Annotated in this window: 16 protein-coding genes; all 16 read left to right on the forward strand. The window is 49.5% G+C overall.

Annotated elements, in window-relative coordinates:
* The 16 genes from mltG to gmk are packed head-to-tail and all read left to right on the forward strand — an operon-like array spanning position 1 to position 15,262.
* On the forward strand, positions 1–1,053 hold the full coding sequence (mltG, locus tag AC9UES_RS02125) for an endolytic transglycosylase MltG (RefSeq protein ID WP_509526310.1): 1,053 nt from the start codon (positions 1–3) through the stop codon (positions 1,051–1,053).
* Positions 1,043–1,873, forward strand: coding sequence for a shikimate dehydrogenase (locus tag AC9UES_RS02130; protein WP_509526312.1), 831 nt, complete (start codon positions 1,043–1,045; stop codon positions 1,871–1,873). Before mltG ends, AC9UES_RS02130 begins: the two co-directional genes overlap by 11 nt.
* Before the next feature lie 24 nt (positions 1,874–1,897).
* Complete coding sequence (gene aroC / locus AC9UES_RS02135; protein ID WP_509526314.1) at positions 1,898–3,091, forward strand: chorismate synthase; 1,194 nt, start codon at positions 1,898–1,900, stop codon at positions 3,089–3,091.
* Positions 3,091–3,585, forward strand: coding sequence for a shikimate kinase (locus tag AC9UES_RS02140; RefSeq protein ID WP_509526317.1), 495 nt, complete (start codon positions 3,091–3,093; stop codon positions 3,583–3,585). The genes aroC and AC9UES_RS02140 overlap by 1 nt, the downstream gene beginning before the upstream one ends.
* Positions 3,582–4,658, forward strand: a complete 1,077-nt coding sequence (aroB, locus tag AC9UES_RS02145) for a 3-dehydroquinate synthase (RefSeq protein ID WP_509526319.1) — start codon at positions 3,582–3,584, stop codon at positions 4,656–4,658. Before AC9UES_RS02140 ends, aroB begins: the two co-directional genes overlap by 4 nt.
* Before the next feature lie 9 nt (positions 4,659–4,667).
* Positions 4,668–5,102 carry a type II 3-dehydroquinate dehydratase gene (locus tag AC9UES_RS02150; RefSeq protein ID WP_509526322.1) on the forward strand — a complete coding sequence of 145 codons (435 nt, stop codon included), beginning with the start codon at positions 4,668–4,670 and terminating at the stop codon, positions 5,100–5,102.
* A 52-nt stretch (positions 5,103–5,154) separates the two neighbouring features.
* On the forward strand, positions 5,155–5,718 hold the full coding sequence (gene efp / locus AC9UES_RS02155) for an elongation factor P (protein ID WP_509526324.1): 564 nt from the start codon (positions 5,155–5,157) through the stop codon (positions 5,716–5,718).
* A gap of 3 nt (positions 5,719–5,721) precedes the next feature.
* On the forward strand, positions 5,722–6,141 hold the full coding sequence (gene nusB, locus AC9UES_RS02160; RefSeq protein ID WP_509526327.1) for a transcription antitermination factor NusB: 420 nt from the start codon (positions 5,722–5,724) through the stop codon (positions 6,139–6,141).
* 40 nt (positions 6,142–6,181) lie between these two features.
* On the forward strand, positions 6,182–6,736 hold the full coding sequence (pyrR, locus tag AC9UES_RS02165) for a bifunctional pyr operon transcriptional regulator/uracil phosphoribosyltransferase PyrR (RefSeq protein WP_509526329.1): 555 nt from the start codon (positions 6,182–6,184) through the stop codon (positions 6,734–6,736).
* Positions 6,733–7,683, forward strand: a complete 951-nt coding sequence (locus AC9UES_RS02170; protein ID WP_509526331.1) for an aspartate carbamoyltransferase catalytic subunit — start codon at positions 6,733–6,735, stop codon at positions 7,681–7,683. Before pyrR ends, AC9UES_RS02170 begins: the two co-directional genes overlap by 4 nt.
* A complete protein-coding gene (locus AC9UES_RS02175; protein WP_509526334.1) occupies positions 7,680–8,972 on the forward strand; it encodes a dihydroorotase in 1,293 nt (430 codons plus the stop codon). The genes AC9UES_RS02170 and AC9UES_RS02175 overlap by 4 nt, the downstream gene beginning before the upstream one ends.
* Positions 8,965–9,453, forward strand: coding sequence for a PH-like domain-containing protein (locus tag AC9UES_RS02180; RefSeq protein WP_509526336.1), 489 nt, complete (start codon positions 8,965–8,967; stop codon positions 9,451–9,453). The genes AC9UES_RS02175 and AC9UES_RS02180 overlap by 8 nt, the downstream gene beginning before the upstream one ends.
* Positions 9,450–10,589, forward strand: coding sequence for a glutamine-hydrolyzing carbamoyl-phosphate synthase small subunit (carA, locus tag AC9UES_RS02185; protein ID WP_509526338.1), 1,140 nt, complete (start codon positions 9,450–9,452; stop codon positions 10,587–10,589). The genes AC9UES_RS02180 and carA overlap by 4 nt, the downstream gene beginning before the upstream one ends.
* The gene (carB, locus tag AC9UES_RS02190; protein ID WP_509526341.1) at positions 10,589–13,888 is read left to right on the forward strand and encodes a carbamoyl-phosphate synthase large subunit; all 3,300 of its coding nucleotides are present in this window, start codon (positions 10,589–10,591) and stop codon (positions 13,886–13,888) included. The genes carA and carB overlap by 1 nt, the downstream gene beginning before the upstream one ends.
* Positions 13,878–14,711 carry an orotidine-5'-phosphate decarboxylase gene (gene pyrF / locus AC9UES_RS02195; RefSeq protein ID WP_509526343.1) on the forward strand — a complete coding sequence of 278 codons (834 nt, stop codon included), beginning with the start codon at positions 13,878–13,880 and terminating at the stop codon, positions 14,709–14,711. Before carB ends, pyrF begins: the two co-directional genes overlap by 11 nt.
* Positions 14,708–15,262, forward strand: coding sequence for a guanylate kinase (gene gmk, locus AC9UES_RS02200; protein ID WP_509526346.1), 555 nt, complete (start codon positions 14,708–14,710; stop codon positions 15,260–15,262). The genes pyrF and gmk overlap by 4 nt, the downstream gene beginning before the upstream one ends.
* Positions 15,263–15,267: the final 5 nt, after the last annotated feature.

A 15,267-nucleotide genomic window follows, 5' to 3' on the forward strand; every position in this document is an offset into this window, starting at 1 on the left:
GTGTCTGTTGGTATATCAAGGGGTTCAAAACTTCTTATTGGCGCTTTAGTTCTAGCTCTGGTTGGTGGCATTGCTGTAGTCGCAAATTTTGATTGGATACGAGGTCAGTATCAGAAATTAACAGCTTTGGATTATCAAGGAACCGGTGTGGGTGAAGTAATCGTACGAATAGAAGCTGGTGAGGATGGTCTTATCGTAGCCAACAAACTTTTCGAAGCCGGGGTTATCAGAGATGTTGACTCGTTTTACCGAGTACTTCTCGAGCGAAATCCAATTTTCTATCCCGGTAGCTTCACTCTGAAGCTTCAAATGAGTAATGAGTCAGCTTTGACTGCGGTTACCGATCAGTCGAACATTCTCAGTTTTCAGGTGACAATCCCAGAAGGCTATCGCGCGGCCCAGATTTTCAATGAGGTATCCAGAATCACCAACATTCCAGTTGAGGAACTTTGGTTGGCAGCCGAAGATTTGTCTGCGTACGGAATCCCAGAAGAAGCCCCAACAATAGAGGGCTACTTGTTTCCGGACACGTACAGCTTTGATTTAAGGGTGACTGCTGTAGATGTCATATCAATAATGGTTACGCGGATGGAGACTGCTCTCACGGAAGCAGGGGTTGTCAAAGAGGATTGGCACGAATTGCTAACTCTTGCTTCAATAACGCAGCGTGAGGCAAAGCAGGAGCCAGACTTTTATAAGGTGGCTAGGGTCTTTGCCAACCGGGTCGCCATCGACATGCGCTTGGAAACCGATCCGACTATTACTTATAGCTATGACGGAACAGATATGTCAGAAGCTTCTACGCAAGAGCAGATTTCCTATGGATACAACACTTATTTGGTGCGCGGTTTGCCGCCTGGACCAATCAGCTCCCCAGGTGAGCTAGCTATTGACGCAACCTTGAATCCCGCCGCTGGAGACTGGCTGTTCTTCGTGACTATTAATCTTGCTACCGGTGAGACTAAGTTCTCGGAGACTCTAGCTGAGCACGAGTCATGGATTCCGTTGCTTCGAAAGTGGGAGACAGAGAATCCGGACTGGTATGACGAGTAAATTCTGTGTTGTTGGGTCTCCAATCAAGCACAGTCTTTCCCCTGTTATTCACAAAGCCGCATACTCACTCCTGGGTTTGGATTTTAGCTACGAAAGAATTGAGGTTTCGCTAGGCGGACTCAGGGCTGTGATGGCGGAGCAAACTTTTTCTGGACTGAGTGTCACCATGCCACTGAAGTACGAAGCGTTTGATTTGGCAGATTCCCATTCGCCTGAAGCCGAGAAAACAGGTGTTGTGAACACCCTGGTTAGATCTTCGAATGGTTGGGTTGGGCACAACACCGATGTAATCGGATTCGTAAAGTGCTTCAATCAGGTTCCAAAAGCCCAATCCATAACAATTCTTGGCTCAGGTGCAACAGCAAGATCGGCAGCTCTAGCGATTTCAAGGGTGTTCCCCGCAGCGAAGCTTTCGGTTGTTGGAAGAACTCCAATCTCGATTCTTGATTTCACCCTATATCTAGATAGCCTTGGCCTTACTTCTGAAATAGTGGATCCTGAACCTTCTTCTTTAGTTGGCGCTGACTTGGTTGTTTCGACTGTCCCAGCAGCGGCCTTCACTGAACTCTGGGATCAGCTCGGAGCTGTTACGACAGCTAATCGCGGGATTCTGTTTGACGTAGCCTACGATCCTTGGCCATCCCTGGCCTCTAGGGCCTGGGGAGGAAAGACCATTTCCGGCCTCGAGTTGCTTGTTTGGCAAGCGATTGAACAGGTGAGACTCTTTGCTGAATCAAGGGGACATTCGGTTCCGGTTATCGAGCAAGATCTCTACGAATCAATGATCTCGGCTGCAGCAGAACAATCTGGGTTCAAATAGACCAACTGTGAGAGAATCTAAAGTATGTTGCGCTGGTTAACCGCTGGAGAATCGCATGGCCCTGAGCTAGTTGCGATTGTTGAAGGAATGCCCGCAGGAATTGAAATTACTACCAGCGATGTGCAGGATGCACTAGCTAGGCGAAGACTTGGCTTTGGTCGAGGTGCCCGCATGAAGTTTGAACAGGATCAAGTTCAACTAAGCGGCGGTGTGAGGCATGGTTTGTCGCAGGGCGGGCCAATTGCTATCACCATTCAAAACACTGAGTGGCCCAAGTGGGAACAGGTGATGTCTGCAGATCCAGTGTCTGAACAAGATCTATCGGGTGCACGCGCTGAGCCACTGACTAGACCTCGTCCAGGCCACGCCGACTTCACTGGTATGCAAAAATATGGCTTCTTGGACTCTCGTCCGGTACTAGAGCGCGCATCTGCGAGAGAGACGGCCGCGAGAGTTGCTTTGGGAGAAGTCGCTGCGAGATTTCTTTCCCAGCTGGGAATCAAACTAGTTACTCACACTGTGGCTATCGGATCAGTTAAATATGAGGATGAGCAGCTTCCAACACCAGCTGACGTATCTACTCTTGATGAGAACCCGGTGCGTTGTTTTAGTAAGCAGGTCACCGAGGCCATGGTTTCAGAGATAGAAGACTGCCAGAAAAGCGGAGACACTCTCGGGGGAGTAGTTGAAACCCTTGTGTATGGATTACCTCCTGGATTGGGAAGTTATGTTCATTGGGATCGCAAGTTGGATTCTCAACTTGCTGGCGCGCTTATGGGAATTCAGGCGATAAAGGGCGTCGAGATTGGCGATGGCTTTACTACCGCCAGTCGCAGAGGATCCGTTGCTCACGATGAAATATCAAGAGACACCGATGGCCTGGTGAAAAGATCAACCGGTAGAGCCGGGGGCATCGAAGGCGGCATGTCAACCGGTGAAGTGCTCCGTGTGCGAGCCGCGATGAAACCTATTTCAACGGTACCCAAAGCCTTGGCAACAATAGATGTACAAACAGGTGAGGCAGCCAAGGCTCACCATCAGCGCTCGGATGTCTGCGCAGTTCCCGCGGCAGGAATAGTAGCTGAGGCCATGGTTGCGCTCGTGGTTGCAAACGCTGTCTTGGAAAAATTTGGAGGGGACTCTGTTAGAGAGACTAAGCGGAACATGGTTTCTTATCTTGAATCCATTCCTGATGTCTTGAAATCAGCTGGTAGCTGATGAAGCAACCTTTGGTTCTGGTTGGACCGATGGGTGTGGGAAAGACAACCGTCGGAAAGAAACTTGCCAAGGAGCTAAACACATCCTTCGCAGATACCGACAAGATCATCGCTTCTGAACACGGTTCTATCTCCTCGCTCTTTGACCGCCTTGGCGAGCCTGGCTTCAGAGAGATCGAGAGCACTGTATTGGCTCAGTGCCTAGAGGGCTCGGGGGTTGTGGCAACTGGCGGCGGTGTTGTAACAATGGAATCAAACCGCAAGCTACTAAAAACCCACAACGTGGTTTACCTTGCGACCGACGGTAAGCATATTGCTTCACGAATAAGCACAAGAAACCGACCGCTTCTAAGCGACGGCGAGAATAGTTGGAAAAGTATTTACGAAGCTAGGAAACCGTTTTATCAGGAAGTGGCTACCCATGAGGTCGATACCAGTGGCAAATCTCTTGCAACCATCGTCTCCGAGATTTCAACACTCGTGGGGCAAAAGTGACTGAGCTAAGAAGAATTTCGGTTGGAGCAGCTGAGCCTTACGAGGTAGTAATTGGTAGGAATTTACTCGATCAAGTTCCCTCAATGCTTGTTGGCGCAAAGAAAGTCTTGATTGTCCATCCAGTCGGATTATCCGTTAGTGCTGAAGCTCTTAGAGACTCTCTTATGGAAGCTGACTTCGAAGTTGTACTAGCGGGCGTTCCCGATAGCGAGGATGCCAAGCGAATCGAGGTTGCAGCTTTTTGCTGGGGAATCCTTGGAAAATCTGAATTTTCTAGAACGGACATGATCATTGGCTTTGGAGGCGGCGCCATCACCGACCTCGCCGGCTTCGTTGCGGCGACTTGGCTAAGAGGTGTTGGAATTATTCAAATTCCTACCACTGTTCTTGCAATGGTTGACGCATCGATTGGTGGCAAGACAGGAGTAAACACTGCCGAGGGAAAAAACCTGGTTGGTGTTTTTCATTCGCCGAAAGGTGTTTTGGTAGACCTAGAAACCCTAGCTACCCTGGCGCGAAATGAGTTGATTGCTGGATTCGCAGAGGTTGTAAAGTGCGGGTTCATTAGTGACACTCAAATTCTCGAACTTATTGAAAAAGATTCCGCTGAGGCAACCGATCCATCGTCTGACCTATTTCTCGAGCTTGTCACTCGTGCTATCAAGGTTAAGGCAATGGTTGTGGCGGAAGACTTCCGCGAGCAGGGTCTGCGCGAGACCCTCAACTACGGACATACTCTAGGACATGCCATTGAATTGGCGGAGCGCTATAAGTGGCGTCACGGTGCAGCAGTCTCAATTGGAATGGTGTTTGCCGCGGAGCTGGCCAGGCTAAACGGTCGCCTATCAAGCGGCGACGTTCAAAGGCACCGGGAAATTCTTACCAGTCTCGGTCTTCCAGTTTCCTACCCGGCTGATAAGTGGCCTCAACTACTTGCCAACATGCGAATTGACAAGAAGGCCCGAGCGGGAAACTTGCGCTTTATAGTTTTGGACGAGTTAGGAAAGCCAAGAGTTATGCACGCGCCGACGGATGAGATTCTGTTCACTGCCTTTCAAGAGATTGCTCAGTAGGCTAGTCCCATGAAATCCATAGTTGTACTTAACGGGCCGAATCTGCAGCGCCTCGGATCCAGAGAGCCAGATATTTACGGGACTCTTGATTACACGACTCTTGTGAGCATGTTAGAAAAACACGCATCCGAACTTGGCGTTTCCTTGACCGTGAAGCAGTCCGATAGTGAGAGTGAATTAATTTCCTGGCTTCATGAGGCCACAGATTCCGGGGCCGACATTATTTTCAATCCCGCCGCTTTCACGCACTATTCCTATGCAATTGGCGATGCTTGTAAAATCCACACCGAATCTGGTGCGAAGCTAATTGAGGTTCACATCTCAAATCCACATTCCAGAGAAGAGTTTCGTAAAACCAGCGTTGTTTCGCCAGCAGCAACAGGGGTCATAGCCGGATTTGGTTTTGACTCATATCTGTTGGCGCTTAGACAGCTCACTTCCTAAACGCTAGACTCCATAGGTAAACCAACAAAACAAGGATTGAGCGAGCACGACCATGGCAACATCAAATGATCTGAAAAACGGCCTAGTTCTAAACATCGACGGACAATTGTGGACCGTTATCGAGTTTCAGCACGTCAAACCGGGCAAAGGACCTGCATTCGTGCGTTCGAAGCTTAAAAATGTCTTGACTGGCAAGGTTGTTGAAAGAACATTCAATGCTGGTGTAAAAGTTGAGACAGCAAATGTTGACAAGCGCGAAATGAATTATTTGTATAACGACGGCTCCGGATACGTGTTCATGGACAATCAGAATTACGAGCAGATGAGCTTGACCAATGAAATCGTTGGCGAGGCCAAGGACTACCTACTCGAGAACCAAGGGGCTATCGTCGCTGTCTACGAGGGTAATCCGATTTACGTTGAGCTACCAGCCTCCGTTGTCTTAGAGATAACTTTCACTGAGCCTGGATTACAGGGTGATCGTTCAAGCGGTGGAACCAAACCCGCAACGGTTGAAACAGGCCTGCAGATTCAGGTTCCGCTGTTTATTGAGCAGAACACCAAGGTGAGAGTAGACACCCGAACCGGCGAGTACCTCGGTCGAGTTACCGACTAGCAAGTGAGCTCCCGGACAAAATCTCGCAAGATGGCACTAGATGCCGTTTTTGCAGCCGATCTAAGAAAAATCAATCCTGAACTACTTCTTGATGTGTCAGCTGGTGAACAGCTAGATCGGCAGAATCAGGAAGAAATTGTTGGCTATGCGAGACAAATTGTCGAAGGAGTTGCCTCCAATTTCGCCGAGATTGACGATCGAATTGAAGCGTTTTCTCATAAATGGTCAGTTGAGCGTATGCCAGCTGTCGATCGGGCAATTCTTCGGGTGGCTTGTTGGGAGATTTTGTTCAACGAAGATGTGCCAGACGGTGTGGCAATCTCCGAGGCTGTCCAGTTAGCCGCCGAGCTGTCAACAGAGGATTCCAGCGCTTTCGTGAATGGTTTGCTGGGCGCCATTGCTGGCACAAAAACCGCAAGATGATGTAGTCTGATTTCCGTAAACATCCTTTAAAGATCGTCCTGTGAGGCGAAGAAGGAGGTGGGCGTTGTCAAAACGCACTGTCTTGAGCTCTGACGACATTCGTCGGGCTATCACTCGCATCTCTCACGAGATTCTTGAGCAAAATCGCGGTGTAGAAAACCTATTGTTGCTAGGTATTCCAACCAGAGGTATTCAGCTAGCCACACGTATTGCTCAAGTCATTAAAGAGCACTCTGCCACCGAAGTATCCGTCGGCTCCCTCGACGTCACCATGTATCGAGACGATCTATCAGATCAGCCAACACGGGTGGTCGGCATTACCAACATTCCCACCTCCGGGGTTTCTGGCAAAGCCGTTGTCTTGGTCGATGATGTCTTATTTAGCGGGAGAACTATCCGCGCAGCCCTCGACGCTCTCAATGATCACGGCCGCCCAGCAGCGGTCCGGCTTGCCGTTCTGGTGGACCGGGGCCATCGCCAGTTACCGATTAGGGCCGATTACGTTGGCAAGAACCTACCAACGGCGTTGACCGAGCGAATTTCTGTGAAGCTTCAAGAGGTAGATGGAGTGGACGAAGTGGTGATTGAAGATTGAAGAATTTACTCTCAGCTTCAGATTTGTCAAAGCCACAGATCATCGAAGTTCTTGATTTAGCGCATGAAATGTCAGATGTAAACGAACGCGAGATCAAGAAGCTACCGACTCTTCGGGGGAAGACAGTAGTGAATCTGTTCTTTGAAGACTCAACGCGAACCAGAATTTCTTTCGAGCTAGCGGCAAAGCGCCTATCAGCAGACGTAATTAACTTTGCCGCCAAAGGATCATCGGTTTCCAAGGGCGAGTCTTTGAAGGACACCGCTCAGACTCTAGAGGCGATGGGGGCAGACGCAATTGTTCTTCGCCACGGATCAAGTGGATCAGCACATAGATTGGCACACTCGGGTTGGGTTCGATCGGCTGTGATCAATGCTGGTGACGGTTCACACGAGCACCCAACACAGGCCCTTTTGGATGCAATGACCATAAGGCAAGCACTAGTAAAGAAACCAATCGGAACAGATCTTTCTGGAAAGAAGGTTCTCATTGTGGGCGACATTTCCCACTCGAGAGTGGCTCGCTCGAATTTGATTCTGCTAAGAGCGCTTGGTGCGACAGTAGCAACTTGCGGTCCAGCTACCCTAGTGCCCCGATCTTTGGAGCCAAGCGGCGGAATCTTTTATTCGCTAGATAAGGCGATTGATGAGTTTGTACCTGATGCAGTCTTGATGCTGAGAATTCAGTCCGAGCGCATGGAAGCTTCATTCTTTCCCACCGAGCGCGAGTACTCAAGGGTTTGGGGTATGAATAGCGAAAGGCTTTCAAGGCTTGCAGATTCATCAATTGTCTTGCACCCAGGACCAATGAATCGTGGACTTGAGATAGACGCAGCCAGTGCTGATAGTTCAAAGTCAAGAATTCTAGACCAAGTTCAAAATGGGGTCGCAGTGAGGATGGCAGTTTTGTTTCATTTGCTGGCTGGCGACAAAGGGGAGAAGCGATGAATTTCATTCTACAAAATGCCCTAGACACAAAGGGGAACTCGGTTGAGGTTGTTGTTGAAAGCGGTCGAATAGTCTCGTCAATAACCAAGGGTATCGATCACGAGTTAGTGGATTGCTCCGGGCTTCATGTTCTGCCAGGGTTCGTTGATTTACATACTCACCTTCGCGAACCGGGGTTCGAAAATAGCGAAACGATAAGAACTGGTTCGATGTCAGCCGCGGCCGGGGGCTATACCGCGGTTCATGCGATGGCCAACACATTTCCAGTTGCCGATACGGCCGGTGTAGTTGAGCAAGTGCTACGAATCGGTAAGCAAGTCGGCCTAGTACATGTCCAACCAATTGGTGCAGTCACCGTGGGGCTTGCCGGAGAGCAACTGGCTGAACTTGGTGCTATGCACGACTCGGCGGCTCGTGTTCGAATCTTCAGTGATGATGGTAATTGTGTTCACGATCCACTGTTGATGCGCAGGGCACTCGAATACGTCAAGGGTTTTGGCGGAATAATTGCGCAGCACGCTCAGGACCCTAGACTCACCAAGAACGCCCAGATGAACGAGGGTGCAATATCTTCTCGCCTTGGCTTGGCCGGCTGGCCAGCTCTAGCCGAGGAGTCGATCATCGCCAGAGATATCATGCTTACTGAGCTGACCGAATCAGGATTGCATGTTTGCCACGTGTCTACTAGAAGATCGGTTGAGTTGATTCGAGAGGCAAAGTCCAAAGGCATCCAGGTTACAGCTGAGGTCACTGCTCACCATTTGTTACTTACCGAGGAGCTCGCGGAAAGTTACGATCCGCTCTACAAAGTTAATCCACCTCTGAGAAAAGCAGATGACGTATTGGCTTTGCGGGAGGGCTTGGTTGATGGAACGATAGACGTGATCGCTACCGATCACGCTCCACACCCCAAAGAATCCAAGGACACCGATTGGGCCAGCGCCGCTTTTGGAATGATCGGTCTCGAGTTTGCCTACTCGGTAGCCCAACAGGTTCTGATTGATTCCGGGGCCTCCAATCTTGAGCGTCTAGCAGAAGTGATGTCAACTGATGCCGCAAGAATCTCGGGGCTGGATGGTCAGGGAAAATACTTGCTGCCAGGAAGTCTTGCGAATCTCACACTGGTTGATCTGGGGCAAGCTTGGGTAGGAGAAGCAAGAACTTACTCCAAGAGCTCTAACAACCCATATCAGGGCCTGGATTTCAAGGGTCGTGTGGTCCACACAATTTATGACGGAGAATTTACTTTGAGGAACCAGACGCTAAGGGGGACTGAGGCCGATGTTTGAGTTGTATCAGGTTGGCCTTACATTCATCGCGGTTCTTGTAGGAGTCATTTCTTGGGCAGGAGTGACTTGGCGCAAGAAATCGAGGGCGCAAGACCTAGTACTAGCGACTCCTGAGTACACCGAGTTCAGCAACGTTGGAGCAAACGGCTTCTATGTCGCAACAACTTTTGCTGGGCGACCACTGAATCGCTTATCTGCTCATGGTCTCGGTTTTGCTGGAAAGGCCCGCGTAGATGTTTCAGATCATGGGATTGAGGTTTATCGAATCGGCGAGCGAAGTTTCAGAATCGATTCTTCAGCCTTGGTAGATCTTGCCAGAACTTCGGGTGTTATTGACAAAGTTGTTGAAAAAGATGGACTTCTTTCACTTCGTTGGGTGCTTGGCACAACGGAACTTGAGACACATTTTAGGTTTGCGAATTCTCAATCTAGAGATGAGATTGCCCTGAAAGTCTCGAAACTGATTGTTGGTGTCAAATGATTCCAGCCAAGTTGGTTCTCGAGGACGGGAAAGTCTTCCACGGAAACTCTTATGGGGCTGTTGGCCAGGCATTGGGTGAAATTGTCTTTGCTACTGGCATGACCGGATATCAGGAGACTCTCACTGACCCTTCATACGCTGGCCAGATTGTTGTCCAAACAGCTCCGCATATAGGCAATACCGGCGTCAACAGCATGGACGAGGAATCAAACCGTATATGGGTGTCCGGATACGTGGTGCGCGAACCATCAAGGATTGTCTCGAATTACCGCTCAGAAAAATCCCTAGATGAAGAACTTGAAGGCAATTTCATCGTTGGAATTAGCGGCATCGACACAAGGGCTCTAACTAGACACATTCGCTCACTTGGCGCGATGCGCGCTGGAATTTTTTCGGGTCCTAGGTCGGAGCAATCCATCGAGAGGCTTCTTGAGATTGTTCGGGAAGCCCCTGAGATGAAGGGTCTATCGCTTAGCTCTGTGGTGACAACACCAGATGCGTACGAGGTGCCCCACATGGGTCAGTACGTCGGTCGAGTCACGATTCTCGACCTTGGAATTAAGCGCACCACAATATCCCAGATGATTAATCGTGGGCTTGTGGTGTCGGTGTTGCCAGCTACGACCAATCTCGATCAAGTTTTAGCAACAAGCCCGGATGCTGTTTTTTACTCCAATGGGCCTGGAGATCCGAGAGCATCTGCCACTCAGGTAGCTCTACTGCAAGAAATTCTCAAGCGAAGGATTCCTTTTTTTGGAATCTGCTTTGGAAACCAACTACTTGGACGGGCACTTGGCTTTGATACCTACAAGCTTTCTTTTGGCCATCGAGGGATTAACCAACCCATTCTTGATAGAACTACTGGCAAGGTTGAGGTTTCTTCTCACAACCACGGCTTCGCCGTTTCGGTTCCCGGTGGTGAGAATGGAGAAATTGTTGAATCTCCTGCAGGTTTTGGAAAAGTTAGAGTTTCACATGTGAACCTAAACGACGACTGCGTTGAGGGTCTTGAGTGCCTAGAGCTAAGCGCTTATTCCGTCCAGTTCCATCCAGAAGCAGCAGCGGGGCCACATGACTCCCATCATCTTTTTGATCGCTTGGTTGACATGATCTCTAGCCGGAAGGCGTTGAGCTAATGCCAAAAAGGGAGGATCTAAAGAGCGTTCTAGTTATCGGTAGCGGGCCCATTGTCATAGGTCAAGCCTGTGAATTTGACTACTCGGGGACTCAGGCGTGTCGTGTGCTGCGAGAAGAAGGAGTGAGGGTAATTCTCGTCAACTCGAATCCAGCGACAATTATGACCGATCCGGATTTTGCAGACGCGACTTATGTAGAGCCAATCACGCCAGAAGTAATTGAAGCGATTATCGCTAAAGAGCGACCGGACGCCATTTTGCCAACACTTGGCGGACAAACTGCTCTGAATGCAGCCATGAAACTTCATGAGCTGGGAGTGTTGGAAAAGTACTCCGTTGAGCTTATTGGGGCGAACGTTGCAGCTATTCGTGCTGGTGAGGATCGAAGTGAGTTCAAGCAAATCGTTCTAGACTCTGGAGCCGATGTCGCCAAGTCGTTTATCGCCCATGGCATCGATGAAGCCTTAGCTGCTGCCAAGAAATTAGGTTATCCGGTGGTTGTGCGTCCCTCGTTTACCATGGGTGGCTTAGGTTCCGGTTTTGCATATAACAAGGAAGATTTAGTCAGAATCGCTGGTGCTGGTTTACAGGCCAGCCCCACCAGCGAGGTATTGCTCGAGGAGTCCATTCTCGGTTGGAAAGAGTACGAACTTGAACTGATGCGAGATAAAAACGACAACGCAGTTGTGGTTTGTTCGATTGAGAACGTTGATCCAGTCGGGGTGCATACTGGAGATTCCATCACGGTAGCTCCCGCCCTTACCTTGACGGACAGAGAATTTCAGAACCTAAGAGACATTTCAATTCAGATTATCCGAGCCGTGGGTGTTGATACCGGGGGATGCAACATTCAGTTTGCTGTCAACCCCGTCGATGGGCGTGTAATTGTTATCGAAATGAACCCTAGAGTCTCCAGATCTTCCGCACTTGCCTCTAAGGCAACAGGATTTCCGATTGCAAAGATAGCGGCAAAGCTAGCGCTTGGTTACACGCTCGATGAGATTCCAAACGACATTACCGGAGTAACACCGGCTAGTTTTGAGCCAACACTTGATTATGTTGCAGTAAAGGTTCCAAGGTTCGCTTTCGAGAAGTTCCCCGCAGCTGACTCCATTCTCACAACGACCATGAAATCCGTCGGTGAGGCCATGGCTATTGGACGAACTTTTAGCCAGGCTCTTCAGAAGGCCCTTCGTTCTCTTGAGAAGAGAGGATCTTCCTTCCATTGGGGCCAGAACACCACACCGCTTAAGGATCTTGTCGAGATCATTAGTAAGCCAACTGATGGTCGAATTGTCGATGTTCAACAAGCACTGTTAAAGGGCGCTTCCATTGATGAAGTGTTTGAGGCAACAAAAATCGACCCATGGTTTTTAGATCAGATTGTACTGATCAATGAAGTTGCCGAGATTGTTAGGTCGGCTAAGGACCTTGACTTTGGGACTCTTCGCAATGCAAAAATGCATGGCTTCAGTGATCAGCAAATAGCTCAACTCAGAAGATTGAGTGAGTTTGACGTTAGAAGTATCCGCCATGGGCTAGGTCTTAGGCCGGTATTCAAGACTGTTGACACTTGTGCAGGGGAATTTCCCGCGCTAACGCCATATCACTACTCAACCTATGAACAAGAAACAGAAGTCGTTGCAAGCGATAGAAGAAAAGTGATCATCCTGGGTTCTGGTCCAAACAGGATCGGCCAGGGTGTCGAGTTTGACTACTCGTGCGTGCATGCTTGTTTCGCTTTGTCAGATGCAGGGTATGAAACTGTAATGATCAACTGCAACCCGGAAACCGTTTCTACTGACTACGACACTTCGGATCGGCTGTACTTTGAGCCAATGACACTTGAGGATGTGCTGGAAGTTATCCACGCTGAATCGCAGTCTGGAGAAATAGTAGGTGTCATTGTGCAGCTCGGAGGTCAGACTGCTCTCGGGTTAGCTCAAGGACTGAAAGACGCAGGCGTTCCAATTCTTGGCACCACACCCGAATCCCTGGATTTGGCTGAAGACAGGGGAGCATTCTCCAAGATTCTTGATCAAGCTGGTTTGCTATCTCCAGCAAATGGAACTGCAACAAACCTTGAAGAGGCTAAGGCCGTTGCGCAGAATATCGGCTATCCGGTGTTGGTTAGACCATCTCATGTTCTGGGAGGTCGCGGAATGGAGATTGTCTACGAGGCCGAGGGCATGACGGGATACTTTGGGCGAATTGAGGGGCAGGCAATAGTTGGTTTGGAGCACCCCCTACTTGTTGATCGCTTTCTCGATGATGCAATTGAGATAGATATTGATGCTTTGTATGACGGTGTGGAATTGTATGTTGGTGGCGTGATGGAGCACATCGAGGAAGCTGGAATTCATTCTGGTGACTCGAGTTGCACACTTCCTCCGATAACACTTAGTGAATCTCAGATCAAGCGCGTCCGGGACGCAACTGAGTTGATTGCCAAGGGCGTAGGCGTAAAGGGATTGATTAACGTTCAGTTTGGGCTCGCTGCGGATGTGCTTTATGTTTTGGAGGCGAACCCTAGAGCCTCGCGTACAGTGCCATTTGTCTCCAAGGCTCTTGGTATAACTCTGGCCAAAGCGGCGTCCTTAGTCATGGTTGGCAAAACCATTAAGGAGCTGCGTGCGGAAGGTCATCTTCCAGCAGTTGACGGCGTTGTTTCGTTGCCCGGGGATCCAATCTCGGTCAAGGAAGCAGTTCTTCCCTTCAAGCGGTTTGCAACTCCAGAGGGTAAGTATGTTGACTCTCTGCTTGGTCCGGAGATGCGTTCAACCGGGGAGGTTATGGGTATCGATGTTGATTTCCCTACAGCATTCGCAAAGTCACAGGCTGCCGCTGGTAGCGCCCTGCCCAAGTCCGGCAAAATCTTTGTGTCGGTTGCCGACAGAGACAAGCCACAGATGCTTCTAGCGATTAGAAGACTGGCTCAGTTAGGTTTTGAGATTCTCGCGACAGAGGGAACTGCGCGAATTCTTGAAAGGCATGGGGTTACGGCAACTTCCGTTCGCAAGCACAGCCAAGGCCCTTCCGAAACTCTCGGTCCAACAATTGTTGAACTGATTACTGCTGGGCAAGTAGATGTTGTAGTGAACACTCCAACCGGTGCTGCGGCAAGACGAGATGGTTATGAAATTCGGGCGGCCACTACAGCGGCCGACAAACCAATCTTTACGACAATCGCACAATTGAGCTCCGCTATCGGATCTTTTGAGTCTGTAATAGCAGGTCCGTTCGCAGTTCGATCGTTGCAAGAGTATGCCCAGGATAGAAAGAACGCTCTTGGCAAATAGCTTCGGAGCGCGCCTTGCTCAAACATTTGCTAGCCGTGGCCAGCTTTGCGTGGGAATGGACCCCAGTGCCGAACAGCTAAAAAAATGGGGACTTAGCGTGAACGCTGCAGGTGCCGAGCAGTTCTGCATCGAGATCATGGATAGCTGCCATGACGAGATTGGAATTTTGAAACCCCAGGTTTCATTCTTTGAACAATTTGGTTCTGAAGGCTATGCAGCTTTAGAGCGGGTGCTAGTTCGAGCCTCGGAAAGTGGCCTAATTGTTATAGCTGATGCCAAACGCGGAGACATTGGAAGCACCATGGATGGCTACGCAAGAGCATGGCTTTCGTCCCAAGGACCATTTGTATCTGACGCGATAACCGTTTCCCCATACTTGGGTTCAGAATCCCTTAACGCCACGATTGCATCTGCATCCAGCAATTCAAAGGGTGTGTTTATTCTGGCGGCAACTTCTAATCCCGAGGCAAAAGCTTTACAGTCTTCAATCTCTGATAATCAACGAACCGTGGCAAGCAACATAGCCTCATATGCGGCTGGCTTCAATAAGGAGTCTCTGGGCTCTATTGGTTTGGTCATCGGGGCGCAGGCTAATCTAATTGATATGGCTGTCTACACTGAGAAACTGGTTCACACCCCTATACTCGCACCAGGTTTTGGTGCTCAGGGTGCAAGGCTTTCAAATGCACGGTCAATTTTTGGTGAACTCACTGACGTAACCATTTTCAGCGTGTCAAGATCTGTGGCGGGGGAGTCAAGGATTGGCCTGCGAGAAAGAGTGCAGAGTGCGAAAGCAGAATTAGAGATTGGACTTGCAAGATGAACGCAAAGTTAGTTGTACTTTCCGGTCCGTCTGCTGTGGGTAAGGGAACAATTGCTAGTCACATCATTGAGCAAAACGATAATTTTGAGCTTTCGGTTTCAGCCACCACGAGAAGTGCGCGTCCTGGTGAAATAGAAGGACAATCATATCGATTCGTAAGCGAAGACGAGTTTTCAAGGATGCAGCAATCAAATGAGCTATTGGAGTGGGCCACCGTTCATGGGCAGCACAGGTACGGTACTCCCCGGTCGCCGGTAGAAAAAGCCCTTGCTGAGGGGAAGAATGTGGTTCTTGAGATTGATGTTCAGGGGGCTTTTCAAGTCAAGAAGTCTTTTCCGGAGGCGCTATTGTTTTTTGTAAACCCGCCTAGTTTTGAAGAGCTTGAGGTGAGGATGCACAAGAGGGGAACAGAAAGCCCAGAAGATAAGCTACGCAGGCTCGAAACTGCTAAATCCGAGCTTTCCCAAGCGGATTCCTTTGATTTCCAGGTAATAAATGACGAGGTAGCCAGATGCGCCAAAGAAGTCGTAGACTTAGTTAAATCCAACTAATTGCA

The organism is Rhodoluna sp. (assembly GCF_044232805.1).
Lineage (GTDB): Bacteria > Actinomycetota > Actinomycetes > Actinomycetales > Microbacteriaceae > Rhodoluna.

Excerpts from the sequence above, each read along its gene's own strand:
- AC9UES_RS02150 (WP_509526322.1), top strand. The coding sequence starts at position 4,668 with ATGAAATCCATAGTTGTACTTAACGGGCCGAATCTGCAGCGCCTCGGA.
- AC9UES_RS02180 (WP_509526336.1), top strand. The coding sequence starts at position 8,965 with ATGTTTGAGTTGTATCAGGTTGGCCTTACATTCATCGCGGTTCTTGTA.
- carA (WP_509526338.1), top strand. The coding sequence starts at position 9,450 with ATGATTCCAGCCAAGTTGGTTCTCGAGGACGGGAAAGTCTTCCACGGA.
- gmk (WP_509526346.1), top strand. The coding sequence starts at position 14,708 with ATGAACGCAAAGTTAGTTGTACTTTCCGGTCCGTCTGCTGTGGGTAAG.
- AC9UES_RS02130 (WP_509526312.1), top strand. The coding sequence starts at position 1,043 with ATGACGAGTAAATTCTGTGTTGTTGGGTCTCCAATCAAGCACAGTCTT.
- carB (WP_509526341.1), top strand. The coding sequence starts at position 10,589 with ATGCCAAAAAGGGAGGATCTAAAGAGCGTTCTAGTTATCGGTAGCGGG.
- AC9UES_RS02175 (WP_509526334.1), top strand. The coding sequence starts at position 7,680 with ATGAATTTCATTCTACAAAATGCCCTAGACACAAAGGGGAACTCGGTT.
- efp (WP_509526324.1), top strand. The coding sequence starts at position 5,155 with ATGGCAACATCAAATGATCTGAAAAACGGCCTAGTTCTAAACATCGAC.
- AC9UES_RS02140 (WP_509526317.1), top strand. The coding sequence starts at position 3,091 with ATGAAGCAACCTTTGGTTCTGGTTGGACCGATGGGTGTGGGAAAGACA.
- aroC (WP_509526314.1), top strand. The coding sequence starts at position 1,898 with ATGTTGCGCTGGTTAACCGCTGGAGAATCGCATGGCCCTGAGCTAGTT.